The organism is Nocardiopsis sp. MG754419, assembly GCF_018207095.1.
In the GTDB taxonomy this organism is placed as follows: domain Bacteria; phylum Actinomycetota; class Actinomycetes; order Streptosporangiales; family Streptosporangiaceae; genus Nocardiopsis.
Genome location: NZ_QOCZ01000002.1, coordinates 121,434 through 143,439 on the forward strand (window position 1 = coordinate 121,434; position 22,006 = coordinate 143,439).

General features: G+C 70.2%; 17 protein-coding genes. 10 read left to right on the forward strand and 7 right to left on the reverse strand.

What is annotated here, in order from left to right:
* The first annotated feature begins 34 nt into the window (after positions 1-34).
* Together DSY14_RS01050 and DSY14_RS01055 are read left to right on the forward strand one after the other, a co-directional pair.
* Positions 35-1,840: an SPFH domain-containing protein gene (locus DSY14_RS01050; RefSeq protein ID WP_211714477.1), complete on the forward strand. Its 1,806-nt coding sequence runs from the start codon at positions 35-37 to the stop codon at positions 1,838-1,840.
* Entirely contained in the window at positions 1,841-3,298 is a 1,458-nt protein-coding gene (locus DSY14_RS01055; RefSeq protein ID WP_211714478.1) for an SPFH domain-containing protein, read from the forward strand. It begins immediately after the preceding gene.
* 128 nt (positions 3,299-3,426) lie between these two features.
* Here the strand turns inward: DSY14_RS01055 and DSY14_RS01060 are convergent, their stop codons facing one another.
* The 3 genes from DSY14_RS01060 to DSY14_RS01070 form a co-directional block, all read right to left on the reverse strand.
* The gene (locus DSY14_RS01060; RefSeq protein WP_211714479.1) at positions 3,427-3,615 is read right to left on the reverse strand and encodes a hypothetical protein; all 189 of its coding nucleotides are present in this window, start codon (positions 3,613-3,615) and stop codon (positions 3,427-3,429) included.
* A 170-nt stretch (positions 3,616-3,785) separates the two neighbouring features.
* Complete coding sequence (locus tag DSY14_RS01065) at positions 3,786-4,442, reverse strand: hypothetical protein (RefSeq protein WP_211714480.1); 657 nt, start codon at positions 4,440-4,442, stop codon at positions 3,786-3,788.
* Positions 4,443-4,515: 73 nt separating this feature from the next.
* Positions 4,516-5,130, reverse strand: coding sequence for a DoxX family protein (locus DSY14_RS01070; RefSeq protein WP_211714481.1), 615 nt, complete (start codon positions 5,128-5,130; stop codon positions 4,516-4,518).
* A gap of 196 nt (positions 5,131-5,326) precedes the next feature.
* Between DSY14_RS01070 and DSY14_RS01075 the strand changes: the two genes are divergently transcribed.
* From DSY14_RS01075 to DSY14_RS01090, 4 genes are all read left to right on the forward strand, one after another.
* The gene (locus tag DSY14_RS01075; protein ID WP_211714482.1) at positions 5,327-6,025 is read left to right on the forward strand and encodes a ribonuclease HII; all 699 of its coding nucleotides are present in this window, start codon (positions 5,327-5,329) and stop codon (positions 6,023-6,025) included.
* A 156-nt stretch (positions 6,026-6,181) separates the two neighbouring features.
* On the forward strand, positions 6,182-8,635 hold the full coding sequence (locus DSY14_RS01080; protein ID WP_211714483.1) for an AAA family ATPase: 2,454 nt from the start codon (positions 6,182-6,184) through the stop codon (positions 8,633-8,635).
* Positions 8,636-8,670: 35 nt separating this feature from the next.
* A complete protein-coding gene (locus tag DSY14_RS01085; protein WP_211714484.1) occupies positions 8,671-9,396 on the forward strand; it encodes a nucleotidyltransferase family protein in 726 nt (241 codons plus the stop codon).
* A gap of 299 nt (positions 9,397-9,695) precedes the next feature.
* Complete coding sequence (locus DSY14_RS01090; protein WP_211714485.1) at positions 9,696-10,493, forward strand: tyrosine-protein phosphatase; 798 nt, start codon at positions 9,696-9,698, stop codon at positions 10,491-10,493.
* 71 nt (positions 10,494-10,564) lie between these two features.
* Here the strand turns inward: DSY14_RS01090 and DSY14_RS01095 are convergent, their stop codons facing one another.
* Positions 10,565-12,118: a hypothetical protein gene (locus DSY14_RS01095; RefSeq protein WP_211714515.1), complete on the reverse strand. Its 1,554-nt coding sequence runs from the start codon at positions 12,116-12,118 to the stop codon at positions 10,565-10,567.
* Between the two features lie 105 nt (positions 12,119-12,223).
* On the reverse strand, positions 12,224-12,502 hold the full coding sequence (locus tag DSY14_RS01100) for a hypothetical protein (protein WP_211714486.1): 279 nt from the start codon (positions 12,500-12,502) through the stop codon (positions 12,224-12,226).
* Positions 12,503-13,061: 559 nt separating this feature from the next.
* On the opposite strand from DSY14_RS01100, the gene DSY14_RS01105 reads away from it, so the two are divergent.
* Both DSY14_RS01105 and DSY14_RS01110 read left to right on the forward strand, forming a co-directional pair.
* On the forward strand, positions 13,062-15,116 hold the full coding sequence (locus DSY14_RS01105; protein ID WP_211714487.1) for a SpoIIE family protein phosphatase: 2,055 nt from the start codon (positions 13,062-13,064) through the stop codon (positions 15,114-15,116).
* A 194-nt stretch (positions 15,117-15,310) separates the two neighbouring features.
* Positions 15,311-16,969 carry an RNA polymerase sigma factor gene (locus DSY14_RS01110; RefSeq protein WP_211714488.1) on the forward strand — a complete coding sequence of 553 codons (1,659 nt, stop codon included), beginning with the start codon at positions 15,311-15,313 and terminating at the stop codon, positions 16,967-16,969.
* Between the two features lie 486 nt (positions 16,970-17,455).
* Here DSY14_RS01110 and yaaA read toward each other — a convergent pair whose 3' ends face one another.
* Positions 17,456-18,250, reverse strand: coding sequence for a peroxide stress protein YaaA (gene yaaA / locus DSY14_RS01115; RefSeq protein ID WP_211714489.1), 795 nt, complete (start codon positions 18,248-18,250; stop codon positions 17,456-17,458).
* A 112-nt stretch (positions 18,251-18,362) separates the two neighbouring features.
* Between yaaA and DSY14_RS01120 the strand changes: the two genes are divergently transcribed.
* Positions 18,363-19,055, forward strand: coding sequence for a GNAT family N-acetyltransferase (locus DSY14_RS01120; protein WP_211714490.1), 693 nt, complete (start codon positions 18,363-18,365; stop codon positions 19,053-19,055).
* 101 nt (positions 19,056-19,156) lie between these two features.
* Here DSY14_RS01120 and DSY14_RS01125 read toward each other — a convergent pair whose 3' ends face one another.
* Positions 19,157-19,384 (reverse strand): hypothetical protein, encoded by a 228-nt coding sequence (locus DSY14_RS01125; RefSeq protein ID WP_026117866.1) that lies wholly within the window; start codon positions 19,382-19,384, stop codon positions 19,157-19,159.
* 476 nt (positions 19,385-19,860) lie between these two features.
* Here DSY14_RS01125 and DSY14_RS01130 point away from each other — a divergent pair, with 476 nt between their 5' ends.
* Positions 19,861-21,966 (forward strand): type IIA DNA topoisomerase subunit B, encoded by a 2,106-nt coding sequence (locus DSY14_RS01130; RefSeq protein ID WP_211714491.1) that lies wholly within the window; start codon positions 19,861-19,863, stop codon positions 21,964-21,966.
* The last annotated feature ends 40 nt before the right edge of the window (positions 21,967-22,006 follow it).

The following is a 22,006-nucleotide window of genomic DNA, read 5'->3' on the forward strand; positions in this document are numbered from 1 at the left end:
GAGTTCCCGATGTTCCAGAATGGAGTATTTGCCTATGTCGTTCGCGCAGACGGTGCGCGGGGCGGCCGGCGCGGTGGCCCAAGGGTCCGATCCGCGACAGGCCGTCACCGACGCGGCCCAACAGGCGATGGGTCAGGTGTCAGGACAGGGTGACCGGGGTTCCGGTCAGAGTTCGGAGGGCGGCCTCGACCCCCGCGACTTCGTGGCCGCCCGTGAACAGGGCGCCTCCGTCGACACCCGCATCGAGCAGAAGACCACCTCCCTCAATACCGCCGGCGAGGCGCTCAACCGCAGCTACTACGAGCGCGGCCAGAGCGGTCCGGTCCACGTCATCTGCCCCATGGTGATCCCGCGCGGGCGCACCTTCCTCACGATGCTGCCCGCCATCGCGCTGGTCGTCCTCGGTGTGGTCGGCACGATCGCGTTCGTGGTGCCGAGCGCGGTGATGACCGGAGCCAACCCGCTCCTGCACCCGTTCTTCGGTTTCCACTACTGGCTCGTCACCCTCGGCATCGCCGGGTTCATGTGGTGGCGCCAGGGCATGGTGATGGTGCCCGAGGGGTGCCAGGCCATCGTCACCCGCTTCGGCAAGATGGAGAACCTCTTCAAGCCGGGTCGGGTCACCCTGTTCAACCCGTGGAAGCGCGTCTCCTACATCGTCAACACCACGCGCGAGTACCCGTTCAACGCGCCGATCCGCTCCGCCCCCACCAAGAGCGGCGTGCAGGCCTCGGTCGACCTGTTCGTGCAGTTCAAGATCGAGAACGCGGTCGACTTCGTCTACACCCTCGGCGGTGTGCCGGGCTTCCAGGAGAAGCTCAACAACGCCATCTCCGAGACCACCCGAAGCCTCATCTACGAGCAGGAGGCCTCGGCGATCTACGACATGGTCGGGGAGAGCACCCAGGGGCTCTTGGACTCCCTCAACCGTCAGTTCGGCGGCATCGTCGTCCTCACCAGCGCCAACATCACCCACGCCGAACCCTCCAGCCAGGAGTACCGGATGGACCTGGCGGCTCCGGAGATGGTGCGGGTGGCCAAGGACGCCTACACCTTCGAGTACGAGCTGCAGCTGCGCAAGGAGCAGAACGAGGGTGACCTGAACAAGGAGCTGGCCACCCTCAACGAGACGTTGTCGGCGATCCAGGCCGACATCGCCCAGTACCAGGCGCAGATGGACACCGCGCTGGAGCGCGAGACCAACCGTGCCCGCTCCCTGGCCCGCCAGCGGTTCGTGGAGGCCGAGTCCGAGGCCAACGCCAACGCCGCGCTCCTGCAGGCCCAGGCCCTGGACATTCGCGCCGTGTCGGCGTCCGAGGCTCCGGAGATCCTCAACTACCGCTTCCGCGAGAACCTCCTGGACAAGCTGGAGTCCGTCGCCGACAGCCTGCCGCAGGTGCTGCGGATCGGCTCCGGTGACGCGGCGAGCGTCGACTACCTGCGCATCGCCCAGGAGATCATCGGCCAGGCCGACACCGCCCTGTTCTCCGAGGACGACATGGCGGCGATCCGCGAGCGTCTGGGCGAGATCCGTGAGCGGATCGCCCAGCGTGAGCAGGAGATCAACGAGATCGTCGAGGACGAGACCGAGGATCGTCGTGCCGGCGACACCGAGGACCCGGGCGAGGACCGCGTCGAGGAGATCCGCCAGTCGGTGAGCGACGACTCCATCGACGGGCGTCTGTCCGAGGCGGCCGGTGAGGGTGACGGCCAGGAGACCGCGCGGGAGTCGGCGGCCCCGCACCACCCGATCGACGCCCCGCCGCCCTCCGGCGCCCCCTACCAGCAGTCCCCGCCACCGCCGTGGTCGCAGGGCGGTCAGAACCCGGGAGGTCAGTAGATGAGTGAGTCCTTCAACCCCGGTGGCGGCTCCAACATCAAGGAGTCCCTCGCCTCGTGGAGCGACCTCGCCGGTCTGCTGCGCGGTGGTGACCAGGGGGCCATCGTCCCCGTGGTCATCCCCCGCGACAACCGCGGTCTGCGCTGGATGATCCTGGTGTGGTTCGGTCTGTTCGCGCTCCTGTCGGCGCTGGTCATGACCATCCACGCTTTGGCGGGCGGTGTCAGTGGAACCCTCTACGGGGCGTTGGCGGTGCCCACGCTCCTCGTGGGCGTGCTCAGCGTCGCCGCCGCGGTCCTGTGGTGGTGGCGCGGCTCGATCATCGAGATCGAGGAGGGCACCACCGGCATCCTCACCAAGTACGGCGCCTTCGTGAAGAGCATCGGCCCGGGCCGCCACTACCTGTGGCACCCGTGGTCGCGCGTGGACTTCGTGGTGGACACCCGCACCGAGATCCCCTACACCGCTCCGGTGCTGGCCTGCCCCACCCGTGAGAACGTGCCGCTGAAGTCCATCGAGTTCTTCCTGAAGTTCCGCATCGACGAGCCGTACGCGTTCGTCACCACCATCGGCGCGAGCAACTTCGACCTGGTGCTGTCCAGCGCCGTGCAGGACGCCATCCGCCAGCGCAGCCGCATGGTGAACACCGAGTCCGCCTACGACCTGCGCGGTTCCAACGTGGAGGACATGCGGCGTCTGCTCAACGAGCAGCTGCGCAAGTACGGCGTGGTCATCACCGGCTGCAACATCCCCGACGTGCAGCTGCCGAGCCAGTACCAGCAGCACCTGGCCACCCGTGAGCGGGTGGCCAAGGAGCTGGTCGCCTACGAGCAGGAGTGGGAGCTCACCCGCAAGCGTCGGATCGACACCCTGCTCATGGACATCGAGCGCTCCAAGAAGACCCGCGACGCCAAGATCGTCGAGGTCAACGCCTCCCTCAACAAGGCGCGCAAGGACGTGGCGCAGATGCTGGAGGAGCAGGAGACCGAGGCCCAGCGGGTGCGGTACGAGATCGAGACGCGTGGCCGGGCCGACCTGGTCGCGGCCGAGAACGAGGCCAAGGCGCAGGAGCGTCTGGCCACGGCCTACCGGGACAACCGGGCGGTGCTGGAGTACGAGCTCGCCCGACGCCGGTTGGACGTGGGCGCGGCCCTGGCCGAGCGGGCCCCGCGCCCGGTGGTGGTCCAGACCGAGGCCGGGTCGGGGGACTCCTCGGCGCTGTCGACGCTGCTCACCGCCCAGTTGTTGCCGCAGGTCATGAACGGCGCCTCGGGGGCGGGCCGCTCCGTGTCGAGCAACGGTGCGCAGGACGCGCTGGACTCGGCGCAGGGTGCGGTGGCAGCGGCCGCCGGTCGCCAGCAGCAGATGGCGGAGGAGTACCGGCAGCAGCAGGACACCGCGATGCGACGGCAGTTCGAGAGCGGTGAGGGATACGGCGATCAGGGGCGCCGCCGCTGATCCTCCCGAGCGCGTCCCCGGACGTGGAAGGGCCCCGCGGTCATGGTCGAGTGCCATGACCGCGGGGCCCTTCGTGGTTCCTCGTGCCGGTGCGTTCCGTCCCGGCACACCCCCGGGGGGCGTCCGGTTCAGCCGCTGGGGGACAGGGCCGCGTATCCGGCGATGTCGATACCGTGCCGGGCGGCGATCTCCACCAGGTCCTCGATCTCGCCGGCCTGCGACGTCGCCAGGTCGTCGTCGCCGACGGCGTGGGCGCGTCGCGACGCGGTGATGGAGTCGTGGAGCCGCAGGTGCAGCGTGAGGACGAACTCGCGCATGGACATCTCCTCGGGTGAGCGGAGCGAGGGAGAAGGGTTCTCCCGGGGGCCCCACCATCCCTACAGGTCCAGGGTGAGAGTTCGGTTGGAGGCGGGCAGGGGCAGGCAAAGAGGAGGGTAAGAGATCCGACCGGGGGACGGCGGCCGGACTCGGGGGCCCGGCCGCGGGGTCAGTGGTCGACCCACACGTACCAGTCGCCGGACACGTGCTCGTAGATCCGCGAGCCCTGGCCCGGGACGAACACCCCGACGGGGATCTCCTCGACGCTGTGGGCCAGACCGGCGGGCTGGAACAGGCCGGCGCCCTCGATGGCGTAGTGGGTGACGTCCTCGTTCTGGGACACGCTGTGCAGGCGGTACAGGCCGGTCCACTCACCGTTGCGGGGGACCGAGGTGGCGGCCCCGGTGTCGTCGCGCAACTCCAGGAGTTGGTCGGCGGAGGCGTTCACCCGGCTCTGCAACGGCACGTCCGCCACGGACAGGCCCAGCGCCACGAACGCGATGAGCGGTGCGCTGATCCAGCGCACCCAGTAGTGGCGGATCATCGGCCGTGCGACGGCCAGGGCGATCCCCAGGCGCAGGGCGCCCATACCCGCCAGCAGCAGGCCGCCGCCGAGGCCGACGACGAACGTGGGCAGATGCCCCGCGGGCACACTGTCCTCGAACAACAGGACGAGACCGACCGCGGCGCAGGCCGGGATGTACAGGCGACCGGGTGGACGTGAGGCCCAGGAGATCAGGCGCTGCCCCAGCGTCGGTTGTTCCGCGATCTCGATCAGCTTGGCCACGGACCCATCAGGGTTCGGGCCGGAAGCTGAGGCGGACATGGCGTTCCCCCCACCGAATCCGGGTCATGGCGACGCGGCGAGCGTAACGGCACAGGGTCGGGGACGGGCCGCGTCACAGTCGATACGGCCGACGTAGCGCGGCCTGTCCCACAGGATAGAGCAGTGGCGGCGCGTGTTCGGGGCGTCGGTGAGAAATAGCGGGAGCTTTCCCTCTTGTCGCCGATGCCGCACGACCCCCGACCCGACGGGACGAGGGAACCCCGGTACCGAGCACCAGGTAGTCCCAGGACCACCGACCTCCCGCCACCGCCATGAGAGCGCAGACCGCCGTGACCAGCGCGGTCGCTCCCCATGAGTCGAACGGCGACAGGTGTTCGGTGCCTGCTCCGAGGGTGCCGACGACCGCCGAGAGGGCGAGCAGCGGACCGGTCAACCATGTGAGCAGACCCACGGCGAAGGAGACCGAGAAGGCCACGAGCAGGGCGGGGACGATCGGTGTGAGCAAGGAGAGCGGGGCCAGTCCGGCGTCGGAGAGCCGTTCGGCGACCAGGCCCTCCCGACCGCGCAACGCCAGTCCGTACTCGGCGAACACCCAGCCCACGCCCACGCGGGTCCCGGCGGCGACGACGTCGTACAGACGTCCGCGGGCGATGCGGGGGCCGCGGGGCGCGGCCCGCCCTCTCGGGTCCCGGGGCGGGGGCACGGGTCGGGGCCTGCCCTGTTGCATGTCCATTCCTTCCGGGCGATCGTCGGTGACGACAAGCGGAAACTACCGAAAGTCATGCTTGATAACCGACTGTAACCATCGGTGGGTCGCGCAAAACCCGAGGGAAACCTGTTGCGGGTCCCTGCGGACGCCGGGGAAGGGCGGATCGTCCGGGAAGCGGTCCGGACGGCGGCCGGACCGTTCTAGGGTGGAACACGTGCCGACGACTTCCCCGAAGACCAGCCCTCCACCCGCCCCCACCTTCGAGGTGGAGAACGAACTGCGCGCCGCCGGGGCCCGTGTGGTGGCCGGTGTGGACGAGGTGGGACGGGGGGCCTGGGCCGGGCCGCTCCTGGTGTGCGCCGCCGTCCCCGGCGAGGGGGAACCGCCCGCCGGACTCACCGACTCCAAGCGGCTCACGCCCCGACGCCGGCGGGAACTCGCCGTCCTGATCGAACCTTGGGTCGCCGACCACGCCTTCGGATGGTCCTCCCCGGCCGAGATCGACGAGGTCGGTATGACCGAGGCCCTCCACCGGGCCGCCCGCCGCGCCCTCGACGCGCTCGATCCCCGCCCCGACGCGGTCCTGCTCGACGGCAGGCACGATTTCATCGGCCGCCCCTGGCGGGTGCGCACCCAGGTCAAGGGCGATCTGACCTGCGTCAGTGTGGCCGCGGCCGCCATCCTGGCCAAGGTCCGGCGCGACGCGCTCATGGCCGAGCTCGCCGACGAACATCCGGGTTACGGGTTCGAGAAGGCCGCGGGCTATCCCTCGCCCGTCCACCGGGCCACCCTCGCCGAGTCCGGGCCCACACCGCACCACCGCATGAGCTGGTCCTACCTCGACGCCCTGCCCCGCTGGCGCCACCTGCGCGTCACCCGCTCCGCGCCGAACGGCCCGCAGACCCTGTTCTGAACCTCGGGCCGGTCGGCCGCCGCCCACGTCGGGGGCGGGCGACACGCCGCCCCGCACTGGACATCCGACCCCCGATGGGGCAAGGCTGTTCCTTGCCCGCACCCTGCGGCCCGCCCCCGGGCCGCTCAGGCGACCCCCACGCAGGAAGGGGCATGGATGACGCGCGACACGAGCCCCGCCGCGACGCGGACGGCACCCACCTCCGGGTTGGACCGGCTGCGCGCGGCGTACCACCGTCTTCCCCTGGCCCGGCGGCTCGTCGCCGCGCTGGTCCTGATCACGGTGGTCGCCGTCGTCGCCTTCGTACTGGGCCTGCCGGTGCTCGCGGCCCTGACCGGCACCGTGCTCCTGCTCATCGCCTTCGCCGCGTTGATGCGTTCGCTCGACGCGTTCCTCACCGTGCTGGTGGGCGTGGTGTGGCTGGCCATCGCCGTGCCCCTGTTCCAGATCCCCCTGGTGGGCCGGCCCGTCGTCCTGCTCGTCCTTCCACTCCCGCTGCTCGTCACCCTCGCCGCCGGGCGGGTACGTGAGTTCCCGGTCTGGCACACCGGACTGCTGTCGCTCACCGCCGGGCTCATCGTCGGCTTCTCCGTGGCCCTCGTCGGCATGGTCGTGCCCCCCTTCCCGGCCGGGGCCGGGATCGCGGCCATGTACGTCGCCGCCGGCGCCTGCCTGCTGTGGCGGTTGCTCGCCGCCAACCAGGTCGTCAAGGAGAGCCGGGAGAACGACCGCAAACGGCGGGAGGGGAGCGCCCGCACCCGGCCCACCGAGGCGGGCCGTTCCGCCGGACAGGCCCCGCCGCTGCGGGGTCGGGCGGCGGACACCTCCGCGCGCACCGCGGCCAAGGGCGACGCGGAGGAGGACACCGAGCCCGTCCCGGTCGACCAGGCCCTGGCCGAACTCGAGGACATGATCGGCCTGGACCCCGTCAAACAGCAGGTACGCGGGCTCGCCGCCTCCATCGAGGCCGCCCGACTGCGCGTCGACGCCGGGCTGGCCGTGGAACGCCCCCTGCGCCACCTGGTCTTCTCCGGTCCCCCCGGTACCGGTAAGACGAGCGTCGCCCGGACGCTCGCCACCATCTTCCACTCCTTCGGCCTGCTGCCGACCTCCCGGGTCGTGGAGGCCCAACGCGCCGACCTGGTCGGCGAGTACCTGGGCGCCACCGCCATCAAGACCAACGAACTCATCGACAGCGCCCTCGGCGGGGTGCTCTTCATCGACGAGGCCTACTCCCTGGTCAACGAGGGGGACGGCCAGTCCGACCGGTTCGGCAACGAGGCCGTCCAGACCCTGCTCAAGCGCGCCGAGGACGACCGTGACCGCTTGGTCATCGTGCTCGCCGGCTACGACAAGGAGATGGACGCCTTCCTGGCCTCCAACCCCGGACTGGCCTCGCGGTTCGCCACCCGCATCACCTTCCCCGGCTACAGCGCCGACGAGCTGTTCCGTATCTCCGAGCGCCTCGTCACCGCCCGCGGCGACTCCCTGGATCCCGAGGCCGCCCGCACGCTGCGTCGTCGCTACGACCAGACCGTGCAACGCCAGGCCGTGGACGAACTCGGCAACGGCCGGTTCGCCCGTTCCATGGTGGAGAAGAGCTGTCAGGCCCGGGACGTCCGTGTGGTCACCTCCGGGGCGGGGGGCGACGAACCGGCCTCGCGACCCAGCGCCGACGACCTCGTCACCGTGCGCACGGTCGACGTCGAGACCGCCTACACCGAACTCACCTCCCGTCTGCCCGGCTTCGGCGAGACGCCCGGTCTGGACGAGGCCATGGCCGAACTCGACGGCATGATCGGCCTGGAACCGGTCAAGGAACAGGTACGGTCCCTGGTCGCCCAACTCCGGGTGGCCCGCATGCGCGAGGAACAGGGCCTGCCGCACCAGCCGCCCCTGCGCCACCTCGTCTTCACCGGCCCTCCCGGTACCGGCAAGACCACGGTGGCGCGGGTTCTGGGCCGGGTCTTCGCCGCGTTGGGCATGCTGGGCCGCGCGGAGGTCGTGGAGGCCCAACGCGCCGACCTGGTGGGCGAACACCTGGGCGCCACCGCCGTCAAGACCAACCGGCTCATCGACCGGGCCCTGGGCGGGGTGCTCTTCATCGACGAGGCCTACTCCCTGGTCAACCCCGGCTACAGCGGTGGCGACGCGTTCGGTGCCGAGGCGATCCAGACCCTCCTCAAACGGGCCGAGGACGACCGGGACCGGCTCGCGGTCGTCCTGGCGGGCTACACCGGCGAGATGGACCGGTTCCTCGCCTCCAACGTCGGATTGGCCTCCCGGTTCAACGTGCGGGTGCGGTTCCCCTCGTACACGGCCGAGGAACTGTCCGAGATCGCCGACACGGTGGCCGCCCGTAACGGGGACGCCTTCGACGACACCGCCCGCGATGACCTGTACAGCATCTTCGCGCACGTGTGCGAGGCCGCCTGGATCGATGAGCTGGGCAACGGCCGTTTCGCCCGCTCCCTGTACGAACGCTCCTGCTCCCACCGGGACCTGCGCGTCTCCCAGCAGATGGGGGAGACGGCCACCGCGGCCGAGCTGACCGTGATCACCAGCGAGGACGTACGCAGGGCCTACGCCGACGCCACCCAGCAGAGCTAGCGGCCCCCGACCCCGCGACTGCTACTGTCCCGTACATGACCGCCTCATCGACATCCAGTGCATCCCCCGTCACGCAGGCGTTGATCCTCGCCGGCGGACAGGCCACCCGGTTGCGGCCCTACACCGACACCCGCCCGAAGGCGATGGTGGAGGTGGCCGGACGGCCCATCATCGACCACCAGCTGGCATGGCTGGCCTCGCACGGGGTCGAGCAGGTCGTCGTCTCGTGCGGTTACAAGGCCGAGGTGCTGCGCGAGCATCTCGGATCCCGCACGGAGGGCCCCGAGATCACCCTTCTGGTGGAGGACGAGCCACTCGGCCGCGGCGGCGCGCTGCGCTACGCCGCCGGTGGTCTGCGCGATCCGGAGGCCCCCTACTTCGCCCTCAACGGCGACGTGCTCACGTGGTTCCCGCTGGACGAACTGACCGATCGTCACCGGGCCGGGGGCGGTCTGGCCACCCTCGCCCTCACACGGTTCCGCACGACCTGGGGCGTGGTCGACATCGACGACCAGGACCGCGTCGAGGGGTTCACCCAGAGCCCGCTGCTGCCGGTCTGGATCAACGCGGGCGTCTACCTGTTCGAGCCCGGCATCACCCCGCTGTTGCCCGTCAAGGGCGACCACGAGTCCTCGACCTTCCCGGAACTGGCCGCGGCCGGCAGGCTCACCGCCTACCGGATCGACGGGTTCTGGCGCGGCGTGGACACGGCGAAGGACGTCAAGGAGGCGGGGGCGGAGATCGAGGCCCTGCGCGGCTAGCCGGTGTCGCCTCGGGCTTCGCCGCGCTTCGGCCCGTGTCGGGGCGCCCGAGTGGTCGGGAACCTTCGGTGTGATGGCCCGTTCCTCGCGATCCCGCAGGCAGCACCTCCCCGGATTCCGGGAAGCACGGTCCGACGGCGCCCGAAAGCACACCCCCGTGGGGCGAGCGCCCCGGACGGACCGGGGCCACATGGCGTGGGGCCTCCGTGTCCGCGGAACACTCCCGGGGGTGTGGGGGTCCGTGCCCCTTCCGGGTCTCCTCCGATGGCCGCACCCCGTGCGCCCGGGGTGCCGGGTCGGTGGGTATCGTCGGCCTCGTGACGAATGACGGTTTCCTCCTCCCCAGTGCTCCCAACTTCCGCGACCTCGGTGGCCACCGCACGAAGGAAGGCCGTACCGTGCGCGCCGGTCTCCTCTACCGTTCCGACGCCCTGCACACGCTCACCGAAGACGAGTTGACCGCCTACCACGGGTTCGGTATCCGCCAGCTCATCGACCTGCGCAGCGCGCACGAACGGGACCGGCTCCCCGACCTCATCCCCGACGGCGCCGAGTACGCCGCGATCGGGGTCCAGAAGACCGAGGCGGCCGGCGCCAACTTCGTCGACCTGTTCGCCGACCCCGAGCAGGCCCGCCTCATGTTCGGCGACGGCGCGGCCGAACGCTTCATGTTCGACGTGTACCGCGGTCTGGTCACCGACACCGAGGCCCTGGAGGGCTACCGGGACCTGGTCGAACGCGCGGCCGAGGGGCCGACGGCCCTGGTCTTCCACTGCAGTGCCGGCAAGGACCGCACCGGTTGGGGCGCGGCCCTGCTGCTCACCCTCCTGGGCGTGGACCGCGAGGTCGTCGTCACCGACTACGTCGCCAGCAACGAGCGCCAGGCCGCCACCGACCACTGGATGCGCAAGCTGTCCCGGCACAGTGGACTGCCCTGGTCGGACATCGAGCCGATGACCCGCGTCAAGCCGGACTACCTGAACAGCGCGTTCGGCCTCGTCGACGAGCACTACGGCTCCTTCGACGGTTACGTCGTCGACGGTCTCAAGCTCTCCGACGCGACCATCACGAGCCTGCGGAACCGCATGCTCGACTGATCCGCGACGCTCCTCGCCGGGGCGACGCGCCCGGCACGGGTCCGACCGGCCGTGCCGGGCGGGCTGGGCGGCTACAGGTCGTTCAGTCGACGCCGGAGGTCGGACTCGCCGGTGGCCCCCGTCAGGGCCTCGCTGAGATGGGTGAGGACGGTGGGCCGGTCCAGGCCCTGATCGAGGAGGCGGCGGGCCGCCGCCCAGAGGTCGGCGGGGCGGCCGTCCCAGATGCGTTTGGCCAGACGCTCGTGGCGGTCCAGTGCCCTCTCGCGCTCGGGATCGGTCCCCTGGACGGGGCGGTACCAGTGGTCCTGTCCGGTGGAGTGGTGGCGGCCGCTGTGCGGGGCCTCCTCGTACTCGCCGAAGTGGTCCAGGCGCAGCAACGCGCGGCGGCCACGGGAGGTCGAGGGGTCGAACTCGTCGGGGGCGTCGGTGATGAGCTCACTGGCCAACAGCGGGAAGGCGAACATGCGGCGGGCCAGGGACGCGAAGTCGCCGTCGGGCAACAGCCGGCGCACCGCCTCCTGCCGCAGGCCCAGAGGCCGGGCGGGGTCGCGATAGATCCGGGCGAACTCCGCGGTGGTCTCCCACACGGTGTCCAGGGTCGCGCCGATCGCCACCTCGGGAAGTCTGTTCTGGGGGCCGGCCCAGCGCACCCAGGCGGCGAGCACGTGCGGCATCGCCTCCTGTTCCTCCGGCAACAGCACCACCCGTCCGGGAAGCCAGTGCAGCAGGAACGACTCGATCTTGCGCGGGCTCACGCGCAGGGGGCGCCCGGAGTCCACGTCGCAGCCGTAGGTGATGAGGTGGTCCGCGCACCGACTGGCGGCATAGGAGTCGGACAGTTCGGCGGCCTGGTCCGAGGCGAGGAAGCGGGCCGCCAGGACCGCGCGGCGGTCGCGCCGCCAGACCGGTGGCGGCGTTCCGCCCTCGGGCAGTCTCTTGATACGGGAGGCCGCCAAGGCGAAGTGGGCGGCCAACGATCCCCCCGTGAGCTCGGAGGCGGACACCCCGATCGGGTTGTCGATCTCCCCGGTCACCACACCCTCGGTGCGCTCCAGTGCCCGCAGCAGAAGGACGCGGGCCCGGGGGAGGGGGAGTTCCTCGAACCGGGCGAGGTCGTCGGTGCGGGCGCGTTCGCGGCACTGGTCCAGGAGCAGGTCCACCTTGGTGGTCACCCACGCGTCGCGGAGCAGTCCGCCGCTGTTGTGGTCGAGCACGAGGATGAGCGCGTGCTCGGGCTTGGTCGAACCGCGACCGTACACGCACACCACGTCGTCGGTGTCGCCGAAGCGGTCGCCGTTGACGTAGGCGGCGACGGGGGTGACCTCGCCCAGTTGGGAGGCCCAGGCCGGGGTGTGGAGACCGCGCTCGCGCAGCGCGATCATCCCCTGTTCGGCCAGCTCGCGTTGGGAGGCCGAGGTGCCCAGCGCGGTGATCGCGGCGAGCACGCCCAGCCCCGCGGGTTGACCGGAGGCCGTGGCGTGTGTGATGAGTCCCTCGCCGAGGAGCCGTTCCACGTCCACTCCCGGGACCCGCTCTCCCCACCAGGTGCCCAGGAGTTCGCTGAAGGACAGTTCGGCGTCGAGCGGATGGCGCATGGCGAGCAGGGCTCTGGCGGCGCGCAGCATCTCCTCGAACGCGGCGGCGGGAACATCGGGTCCTGTGGGTGGGGGAGTAGCGGAGGGCACGCCCCGAGCGTATGCCGGCCGGCGGCCGGAGGTGCCCTCGTCGGGTCAGCGCGGTTCGGGCACGGCCCGGTGGCCGGTGAACAGTGTGGTACCCGAGCGGAGACCGGCCTTCCGGGACGGTGGCACGGAGTTCACCATCGCCTCCAGGTGCTCCCGGGCGACCCGTTCGACCAGGTGCGGCGTGACCGGGATGCCCAGGTGCTCGGCGCAGTTCCAGGTGTCGCTGACGCAGCGCTCGACGCAGCGGTGGGACAGACCGCTGAACTCGTCGTGAAGCCTGGCCGAGATCTGCCTGAGATCCTGGACCGGGAAGGTCTGGAGCATTCTCGCTCACACTCCTGGCTGAAGATGTCCTGGACGGTGACCTCCACCCATTCCACTTGTTCTGAACTCACTGTCAACCCCTCTCGGGGCACGTGGTTGATAAAACCTGGGGGAGGTAACGTTTACTCTGGACCCTTCATTGACGCAGGTCAACGAGGCGAAAAGGGCGTTTCGGACATATAACGTTCCTGTTTCGGTGGGTGCGCCGGAAACCGGCCGGCTTCGGGAATTATTGAGGAACACGCCCGGAAAACCCCCGGTCGACTATGTGGAAGGCGACATGTGGCCTACTATTTACCTTCCGTGCGCAACCGTGTACCCCACCGCCGCAGCCGTTGCGCGTGGGCGGCTGTGTCTTATGCTTGAGCCGTGACAGCGGCCGAGAGGAGTCATGGAGCGTGACTCCTGGGAGCCGCGGAGCCCCCCGAGCGGAATCGAACCCGCACGCCCCGCGCCCCAACGCCATCGGTCACGAGCGGCGGTCATGGTGCGTAGAGGACCACGCGGTCAGAGAACAGCCCCGGCTGGGGATTCCGACGGTTCCGGAGGTGTCGAGCAGTTGAGCGCCGAGACGTCCATTCCCCCTCCCCGAATCAATGTGACGGAACTGCCGGACGCGGTGAAAACCCTGCTCACCGACGCCCCTATCGGATTCGCTCTGCTCGGTCCCGATGACACATTCGGTTCCATCAACCCGCGTATGGCCGCGGTCTTCGGCAGTACGCCCGAACGGTGCCTGGGCCGGAGCCCCGGCCGGGTCCTGGAGGAGGCCGGCGACGCCGCCGGTGCCACCGCCCAGTCCTCCTGTCTGACGTCGGCGCGCGAGAGCGGTCGGGCCGTGCGCGGCCGCCACCGCACCTCGGAAGGCCACACCTGGGACCTGACCTGGTTCCCGGTCAACGACCCGAACAACGGTGACGAACACGTCGCGCTCATCGCCGCCCGCGACCACGAGGACGGGGCGCACCGCGGCGAACAGCGCCTGCGCGCCCTGCTCCAGGCCGGCAACCAGATCGTCTGGTCGGCGGGCCCCGGCGGCGAGATCCTCGAGGACTGCCCCCAGTGGCGCACCCTCACCGGTCAGGACCTGGACGCCTATCTCGGGCGGGGCTGGCTGGACGCCGTCCACGCCGACGACCGTCCCCGTGTCGAACGCGCCTGGGACGACGCCGTTCTGGACGTCACACCCTTCGACGTGATGTTCCGCGTGCGCACGCGCTCCGGCGGCTACGACCACTACCGCGCCCGCGCGCACCCGATCATGGACGGTGCCGAGACCGCCGAGTGGGTCGGCACCCTGGTCGACGTGACCACCGAGCGCGAGGCGGACGAGCTGCGACAGCGGCTCAACCAGCAGCTCAGCGAGGCGGCCATGCGCACCGCACGGTTGCAGAAGGCCACCTCCGACCTGGCCGAGGCGCTCACCGCCCAGGAGGTCGTCCAGGCCATGTGCGAGATCGGCCGCTCCGGTGTGGGCGCCGACCACACCTCGCTGGCCCTGTTCGACCGGGACCGGTTGCGCCTGCGGATGCTCTCCGTCGACGACTGCGAGGGGCTGCCCCGCAACGGGTTCGGCCTGGACCACCCCGACGTCGCCGCCCTGGCGGTGACCGACCGTCAGCCCCGGCTGGCCTCCGGCCCCGCCGACCTGCGCGCGCTCCTGGACGACGCGCCCGAGGTCGAGGAGCTGATGGAGCGCACCGGCGAGCGCGCCTGGGTGGCGTTGCCGATGATGGCGGCGGGCCGTCCCCTCGGCGCCCTGCGCTTCTCCTTCACCTCCCCGCGCGAGGTGACCGACGAGGAACGCGTCTTCATGGAGGCGCTCGCCGGACAGTGCGCCCTGGCCATCGGCCGGGCCATCGTCTACGAGCGCGAACACGGCACCGCCGAGGAGCTCCAGCGCAGCCTGCTGCCCGAGGAGCTACCCGAGGTGCGCGGTGTGCGCCTGGCCGCCTACTACCGGTCGGGCTCCCAACACGTGCAGGTGGGCGGCGACTGGTACGACGCCTTCCCCCTGCCCGACGGTCGTGTCGCCGGTGTGCTCGGCGACGTCATGGGCAAGGGCATCCCGGCGGCCGCGGGAATGAGTCGCATCCGCAACGCGTTGCGCGCCCTGGCCTTCTCCATGCCCGAGCCGGCGGACGTCCTGACCGGACTCGACCGCATGTTCTCGGCCACGGAGGGAATGGATCAGGTGACAACCCTGGTCTACTTCGTCCTGGACCCGGTGACCGGTCAGCTCGACCTCAGCAACGCGGGACACCTGCCGCCGCTGGTGGTCGCCGGTAACGCCGGGCCCTCGCTGCTCGAAGCCGAACCCGACACTCCACTCGGGGTCAGCTCCACGAGGGGCCACCACAAATTCTTCGTGCAACCCGGTAACACCGTCGCCCTCTACTCCGATGGACTGGTTGAGAACCGCAAGCGATCGGTCGACGCGGGGCTCGACGAGCTGGTCCAGAAGGCGTCCGAGGCCCTGCCCGACGTGGTGGGCGATCCACAGCAAATGCTGGAGTACCTTGTTGAGAGCATGCTCGAAGGGTATGAGCAGGACGATGATGTCACTCTGCTCGCCGTTCAGCTTCCGGTGATCGATTCGGTGTCAGAGCGGTAGACCGTACGAACAAGTCCATTGCCTTGCCTACAGTGAAGAAGCCGCCGCGCCCCGCGAAGGGGGAGTGACCCCGGCTTCCCCGCCCAGTGGGGACGATCCCAGGCCGCAGGTGGGAGAGGGTGCAGTGCCCGGTCCCGGCCAGCCGGACCACCGGGTCCGACAAATCTCGCCACACGTCCGTTCGAGAGGTGTTTGTGTCATCTGCCAGTTCGACTCGCTCGAAGCAGTCCGAGTCACTGCAAGAGCCCGTCATTCAGCAGCTGATCGAGCGTGGGCGGTCCCAGGGCTTTCTTGAGCCCGAGGACGTGCGCCGTGCCTTCGAAGAGGCCGAAATCCCGATGTCGCAGGCGCAGTCAGTGCTCCGCAGCCTCGCCAAGGAGGGCGTGACCGTACTCGTCCCGGAGTCGGCCTCCTCGCGGCGCAAGACCACGCGGCGCAAGACCACCACGTCTCGGTCCAGCACCACCACCCGCTCGGCCGCGACCAAGGCGACCGCCAAGCCGGCGCGCGCCGCGGCCGCCCAAGAGCAGCCGGACACGGTCACCGCCGTGGTCGACTCCGCCGAGGGCGCCACCGAGAAGAAGGCCGCGGTCAAGAAGACCACCGCGAAGAAGGCGGCCGCCCCCAAGAAGGCGACCGCCAAGAAGACCGCGGCGGTCGGTGAGCCGGCCACGAAGGCGGCGGCGACCAAGAAGACCGCCAAGAAGGACCTCGAACTCGCCTCGGACTCCGGTGACTTCCCCGAGGAGGGGCTGGACGACGACCTCGAGCACACCGGCGCCGAGCTGGAACTGGTCGAGGACACCCCCGAGACCGAGGTCGCCAAGCCGGCCAAGCCGGAGACGGTCGGCGCCCCGGTCAAGCCGAGCAAGGACGACGACTCCTTCGTCCTGTACGACGATGACGACGACGCCCCCGCCGCCCAGGTGGTCGCCGCCGGTGCCACCGCGGACCCGGTCAAGGACTACCTGAAGCAGATCGGTAAGGTCCCGCTGCTCAACGCCGAGCAGGAGGTCGAGCTCGCCAAGCGCATCGAGGCCGGCCTGTTCGCCGAGGAGAAGCTCGCCGAGGAGCGCGACGTCCTCACCTTCGAGCTGCGTGACGAGCTGGAGTGGATCGCCGAGGACGGGGGTCGCGCCAAGAAGCACCTGCTGGAGGCGAACCTGCGTCTGGTCGTGTCCCTGGCCAAGCGCTACACCGGCCGCGGCATGCTGTTCCTGGACCTGATCCAGGAGGGCAACCTGGGTCTGATCCGCGCGGTGGAGAAGTTCGACTACACCAAGGGCTTCAAGTTCTCGACGTACGCCACCTGGTGGATCCGTCAGGCCATCACCCGCGCCATGGCCGACCAGGCCCGCACCATCCGTATCCCGGTGCACATGGTCGAGGTCATCAACAAGCTGGCCCGCGTGCAGCGCCAGATGCTCCAGGACCTGGGCCGTGAGCCCACCCCGGAGGAGCTGGCCAAGGAACTCGACATGACCCCGGAGAAGGTCGTCGAGGTGCAGAAGTACGGCCGCGAGCCGATCTCCCTGCACACCCCGCTGGGCGAGGACGGCGACAGCGAGTTCGGTGACCTCATCGAGGACTCCGAGGCGATCCAGCCGGGCGAGGCGGTCAGCTTCACCCTGCTGCAGGAGCAGCTGCACTCGGTGCTGGACACCCTGTCCGAGCGCGAGGCCGGCGTGGTCTCCATGCGCTTCGGGCTCACCGACGGTCAGCCCAAGACTTTAGACGAGATCGGCAAGGTCTACGGGGTCACCCGTGAGCGCATCCGGCAGATCGAGAGCAAGACGATGTCGAAGCTCCGTCACCCGTCGCGTTCGCAGGTGCTCCGCGATTACCTGGACTAGTCAGTCGGCCCAGGACCGGACCACAGCCGTGGACTGAGACAGAGCAGGCGCGCCTTCCCTCAGGAAGGCGCGCCTGTTGTTTCTGTCGAACCCGGGCTTGCTCACGGGCGTGTGGCGACCCCCGCGTGTCCCTCGCAGAGCGCCGGGCTTTCCATCCCCCGCACGGAGTCCGATCTCCATCCGATGGGCTCCATGCTGCCGCACGTTCTGTAGGTGCGGCATAAAGTCGCTCTGGTCCGGGTTCGTCACGTGCCCGTTCGTGTCACCCGGGCCCCGCGCGTCCCCGTCGCGCCGGGTCGTCGAAACGCCGGTGGAGGCCCTGAACTCCGTTCACCACGGGGTTCGCACGGGCGCCGACGGGCGGCCCTTCCGGTCGGCTCGGCGCGGTGACGTGGGTCCTCCGTCGTGCGTGCGGCCGTCCGCGCACGGGCCACAGCGAAGCGGAGGCTCTGAGCGAACACCGGAGCTCCCGAGCCAACGCCGACCCTAGTCCCGCACGACGACGTCCATCGTGCGTGCGGTGCCGGGCCTGCCGGCGGGCGGGAGTTCGACCGTGTGGCCGAGGTCGCGCAGCGCCGCCACCAGTTCCTCCGGGGTGCGCGCCTCGACGTTCTCGGTGACCAGGACGCGCGCGATGTCCCCACGGGTCGCCTTGGCCATGTGGCTGACCACCGAACGCTTCACGTGGCCGTCCACCTCGCGTTCGCGCAGGACCCGCACGGCCACGGTGCGCTCGGCGGCCTCACCGGTCGGTTTGAACGCCGCGGCGTAGGACGCCGAGCGGCAGTCCACGAGCAGGCGTCCCTCGGCCGACGCCCCGAGCGGCTCGGTGAGGGCCCGGCGCCAGTAGGCGCCCAGCCCGCCCAACGGCGGCAGCTTCACCCCCATGGACAGGCGGTAGGGGGGCAACCGGTCGGCCGGCCCCACCACGCCCCACAAACCGGAGAACACCAGGATCCGCTCCCGCACGCGGTCGCCGTGTTCGTCGAGCAGCCCGGACAGCCCCAGTCGGTCGTAGAGCACACCCGTGTACAGGTCGGCGGCGCGCAGTGTGGGCGCCGCGGCGAGGTCGAGGTTGCGCTTGAGGGCGTCGTTCTGGGAGACCGACAGGCCCAGGACCTCGCGGGCCGTGTCTTCGGGGCCCGCGCACAGTTCGGTGAGCGCCGCCATGACCCGTTCCCGGTCCGCGGCCAGTTCCGGCAGGGTGAGCGCGCCGACGTCCAGACCCGGGCCGTCGCCGGAGGTGGCCTTGCCCTCGGAGGGCGGGAGCAGGATGAGCATCGGTGTTTCTCTTCTCCGGGTGGTCGACGCCTGGGGAACCGGACCCATGCTAGGGCGTGGTCCGGGGCCGATGGATAGGATCTGCCGCGCGGCGATCAGTGAGGAAACGAACATGCACCCTTGGGCTGCGCGGGTCACCCGGGACTGGCCACCGTTGCGGACCGAGTCACGCGCCGGTTGGCGTTTCGGCTCGGCCGACGGGATCACCAAACGGGCCAACTGCGCACTGGTGGAGGACCCCGACGCCGATGTCGCGGAGGTCACCGCGTTCTACCGGGCGCTCGGGCTCCGCCCCTGCGTGCAGGTGTGGCCGGGACAGGAGGGCGTGGACGCGCGGTTGGCCGCGCACGGCTACGCGCTCGTCGAACCCACCCTGGTCCTGGCCCGGGACCTGACCGAGCGACCGGAGGGGCCCGGGGCCACACGGATCGCTGACCGCCCCGGCGAGCGCTGGACGGAACTCTTCGCCGCGACGGGCGTCGATCGGTCCTGGGCGGACGGGGTGGTGCGCATCCTGGGTGCGGTCTCGGCCGCCTACGGAGTGCACGAGAGCGGGGACGGTCGCGGCTGCGCCGTGGTCGACGGGGATTCGGTGGCCCTCTGCGCGATGGTGACCGCGCCGGCCGCCCGTGGCCGGGGCCTGGCACGCCACGTCATGGACGACCTGCTCACCTGGGCGCACGATCGGGGCGCCCGGCACGCCTACCTGTGCGTGGTGGCCGACAACGCACCGGCTCTGCGCCTGTACCGGGGCGCCGGATTCACCGAGGTCTCCCGGTACCACAACCGGATGCTCGCGGACTGACCACCGGTCCGGGGCCCCGCGCGGCCCCGTGCGTCCTATCCCCGGAACGACGACGGCGGCCCCCGTGGGGACCGCCGTCATCGCAATCGTGGTCGTTGTGGCTAACGCTCATCCTCGCCGCTGTTCTTGCTCTCGGTGAGCTTGCTCGTCTCGTCCTGGATGTCCGAGGCGATCTTGCGGATCGAGTCGTCGTGCTTACGCATGTGGTGTGCGCAGAACAGAAGCTCACCACCGGAGTTCAGCAGCACCCGAACATAGGCCTGTGCACCACAGCGGTCGCAACGGTCGGCAGCCGTCAGCGGCTGAGTGGGGGCAAGGGTTCCAGTCACTTCGCCATCCTCAATACTCGGCGTTAGTCACCTCTGACAACATCTAACCCGACCCAGACGTTCCCAACCGGCTCCCGTGTACGCCGACAGCGGAATCCGCCCGGTTCGTGTCTGGAAGGTACACCATGCGGCCTTTCTGTCCGGTAGTCGTCTCCGATCCTCGTTGTACCCATCGGTAAGGCCCGACTATCCCCGGAAACCAGGCGTATCCAGGTCGCATCCACCAGAGGTGGTAGTCTCGCGCGGGGCAGACCCGACCGCGTCTCGACGTCGGTCCGTGGCGCCGGCCACAGCGCTCCCGGCGACGTCGAGGACGCCTCCCCGGCGAGACACGACCCCGCCCACACGCGGCCCACGCCGCGACGCGGCCTCCGGCCCGTCGTAGGCTGGCCCCTTCAACCGTCGGTGCGGCGCGATACAAAGGGCACACGCCGCATCAGCGCCCCGATGGCCCTCAAGACGCAGGAGATGTCCGAGTGACCGCCTTGACCGCAGCCGTCCACGACCCAGAGGATTACTCCGCCCGGCACCTGTCGGTCCTCGAGGGCCTCGAAGCGGTGCGCAAACGGCCGGGCATGTACATCGGGTCCACCGACAGCCGCGGCCTCACCCACTGCATGTGGGAGATCATCGACAACTCCGTCGACGAGGCCCTGGGCGACTTCTGCGGACGCATCGACGTGACCCTGCACACCGACGGCTCCGTCTCCGTCAGTGACGACGGCCGCGGCATTCCGGTGGACGTCGAGCCCAAGTCCGGCCTGTCCGGTGTCGAGCTGGTCATGACCAAGCTCCACGCGGGCGGCAAGTTCGGCTCCGGTTCCTACACCGCCTCGGGTGGTCTGCACGGCGTCGGCGCCTCCGTGGTGAACGCGCTCTCCGCGCGGGTGGACGTCGAGGTCGACCGCCAGGGCCGCACCCACGCCCTCAGCTTCCGACGCGGCATCGCCGGACGTTTCGCCGGCGCCGGCCCCGACGCCGAGTTCACCCCGGTCTCCGGACTGGAGGAGATCCGCAAGATCGCCAAGAAGATCACCGGTACCAGAATCCGCTTCTGGCCGGACATGCAGATCTTCCTCAAGGACGCCGAGATCGCCCGGGAGAACCTGCTCGACCGGGCCCGCCAGACCGCCTTCCTCGTCCCCGGGCTCACCATCGCGGTGCGCGACGAGCGCGCCGAGGGCGAGGAGCCCTACACCGAGGAGTTCCGCTTCGACGGTGGGATCAGCGAGTTCTGCACCTTCCTGTCGCCCGACGACGCGGTCAGCGACGTTCTGCGCATCCAGGGCAGCGGTCACTTCAACGAGACCGTCCCGGTGCTGGACGAGTCCGGTCACATGGTGCCCGCCGACGTCCAGCGCAAGCTCGACGTGGACGTGGCGCTGCGCTGGGGGACCGGCTACGACACCACGGTCCGCTCCTTCGTCAACGTGATCGCCACCCCCAAGGGCGGCACCCACCTCAACGGCTTCGAGCGGGCCCTGGTCCGGGTGGTCAACGACCAGCTGCGCGCCACCAAGCTGCTGAAGAACAACGACGACCCGGTCACCAAGGACGACACCCAGGAGGGGCTCACCGCGGTCGTCACCGTGCGTCTGCCCGAGCCCCAGTTCGAGGGACAGACCAAGGAGATCCTCGGCACCTCGGCGGCCTCCCGGATCGTCTCCCAGGTGGTCGGCCAAGGCGTGCGCGACTTCCTCACCTCGACCAAGAAGATCGAGAAGGCCAAGGCCCGCACCGTCATGGAGAAGGTGGTGGGCGCCGCCAAGGCCCGCCTCGCCGCCCGCCAGCAGCGGGAGACCCAGCGCCGCAAGAACGCCCTGGAGAGCTCGGCCCTGCCGGCCAAGCTGGTGGACTGCCGCAGCGAGGGGCTGGAGCACAGCGAACTGTTCATCGTCGAGGGGGACTCGGCGCTCGGTACCGCCAAGCTGGCCCGCGACTCCGAGTTCCAGGCTCTGCTGCCCATCCGGGGCAAGATCCTCAACGTGCAGAAGTCCTCGGTCGCGGACATGCTCAAGAACGCCGAGTGCGCCGCGATCCTGCAGGTCGTGGGTGCCGGCTCCGGCCGCACCTTCGACATCGACGCCGCGCGTTACGGCCGGATCATCCTCATGGCCGACGCCGACGTCGACGGCGCGCACATCCGGTGCCTGCTGCTCACCCTCATCTACCGGTACATGCGGCCCATGCTGGAGGCCGGTCGGGTGTTCGCGGCCGTGCCGCCCCTGCACCGCATCGAGCTCACCAACGTGCGGCGCAAGCGGGGCGCCAAGCCCGAGGACCGGTACATCTACACCTACTCCGACGCCGAGCTCCAGCGCACCCTGCTGGACCTGGAGAAGCGCAAGATCTCCTGGAAGGACCCGGTGCAGCGGTACAAGGGTCTGGGCGAGATGGACGCCGACCAGCTCGCGGAGACCACGATGGACCCGCGCCACCGGACCCTGCGCAGGATCCGGGTGGAGCAGGCCGAGGAGGCCGCCAACGTGTTCAACCTGCTGATGGGCAACGAGGTGGCCCCGCGCCGCAAGTTCATCCAGGAGGGCGCGCAGGAGCTGGACCTGGAGCGCATCGACGCCTGAGGCCCGTGCGCACGAACGGGGCCCGTCGGGAGTGAGGATC

Coding starts and splice junctions, on each gene's coding strand:
- DSY14_RS01050 (WP_211714477.1), top strand. CDS start 35: ATGTCGTTCGCGCAGACGGTGCGCGGGGCGGCCGGCGCGGTGGCCCAA.
- DSY14_RS01055 (WP_211714478.1), top strand. CDS start 1,841: ATGAGTGAGTCCTTCAACCCCGGTGGCGGCTCCAACATCAAGGAGTCC.
- DSY14_RS01060 (WP_211714479.1), bottom strand. CDS start 3,615: ATGCGCGAGTTCGTCCTCACGCTGCACCTGCGGCTCCACGACTCCATC.
- DSY14_RS01065 (WP_211714480.1), bottom strand. CDS start 4,442: ATGTCCGCCTCAGCTTCCGGCCCGAACCCTGATGGGTCCGTGGCCAAG.
- DSY14_RS01070 (WP_211714481.1), bottom strand. CDS start 5,130: ATGCAACAGGGCAGGCCCCGACCCGTGCCCCCGCCCCGGGACCCGAGA.
- DSY14_RS01080 (WP_211714483.1), top strand. CDS start 6,182: ATGACGCGCGACACGAGCCCCGCCGCGACGCGGACGGCACCCACCTCC.
- DSY14_RS01085 (WP_211714484.1), top strand. CDS start 8,671: ATGACCGCCTCATCGACATCCAGTGCATCCCCCGTCACGCAGGCGTTG.
- DSY14_RS01095 (WP_211714515.1), bottom strand. CDS start 12,118: ATGCTGCGCGCCGCCAGAGCCCTGCTCGCCATGCGCCATCCGCTCGAC.
- DSY14_RS01100 (WP_211714486.1), bottom strand. CDS start 12,502: ATGCTCCAGACCTTCCCGGTCCAGGATCTCAGGCAGATCTCGGCCAGG.
- yaaA (WP_211714489.1), bottom strand. CDS start 18,250: ATGCTCATCCTGCTCCCGCCCTCCGAGGGCAAGGCCACCTCCGGCGAC.
- DSY14_RS01120 (WP_211714490.1), top strand. CDS start 18,363: ATGCACCCTTGGGCTGCGCGGGTCACCCGGGACTGGCCACCGTTGCGG.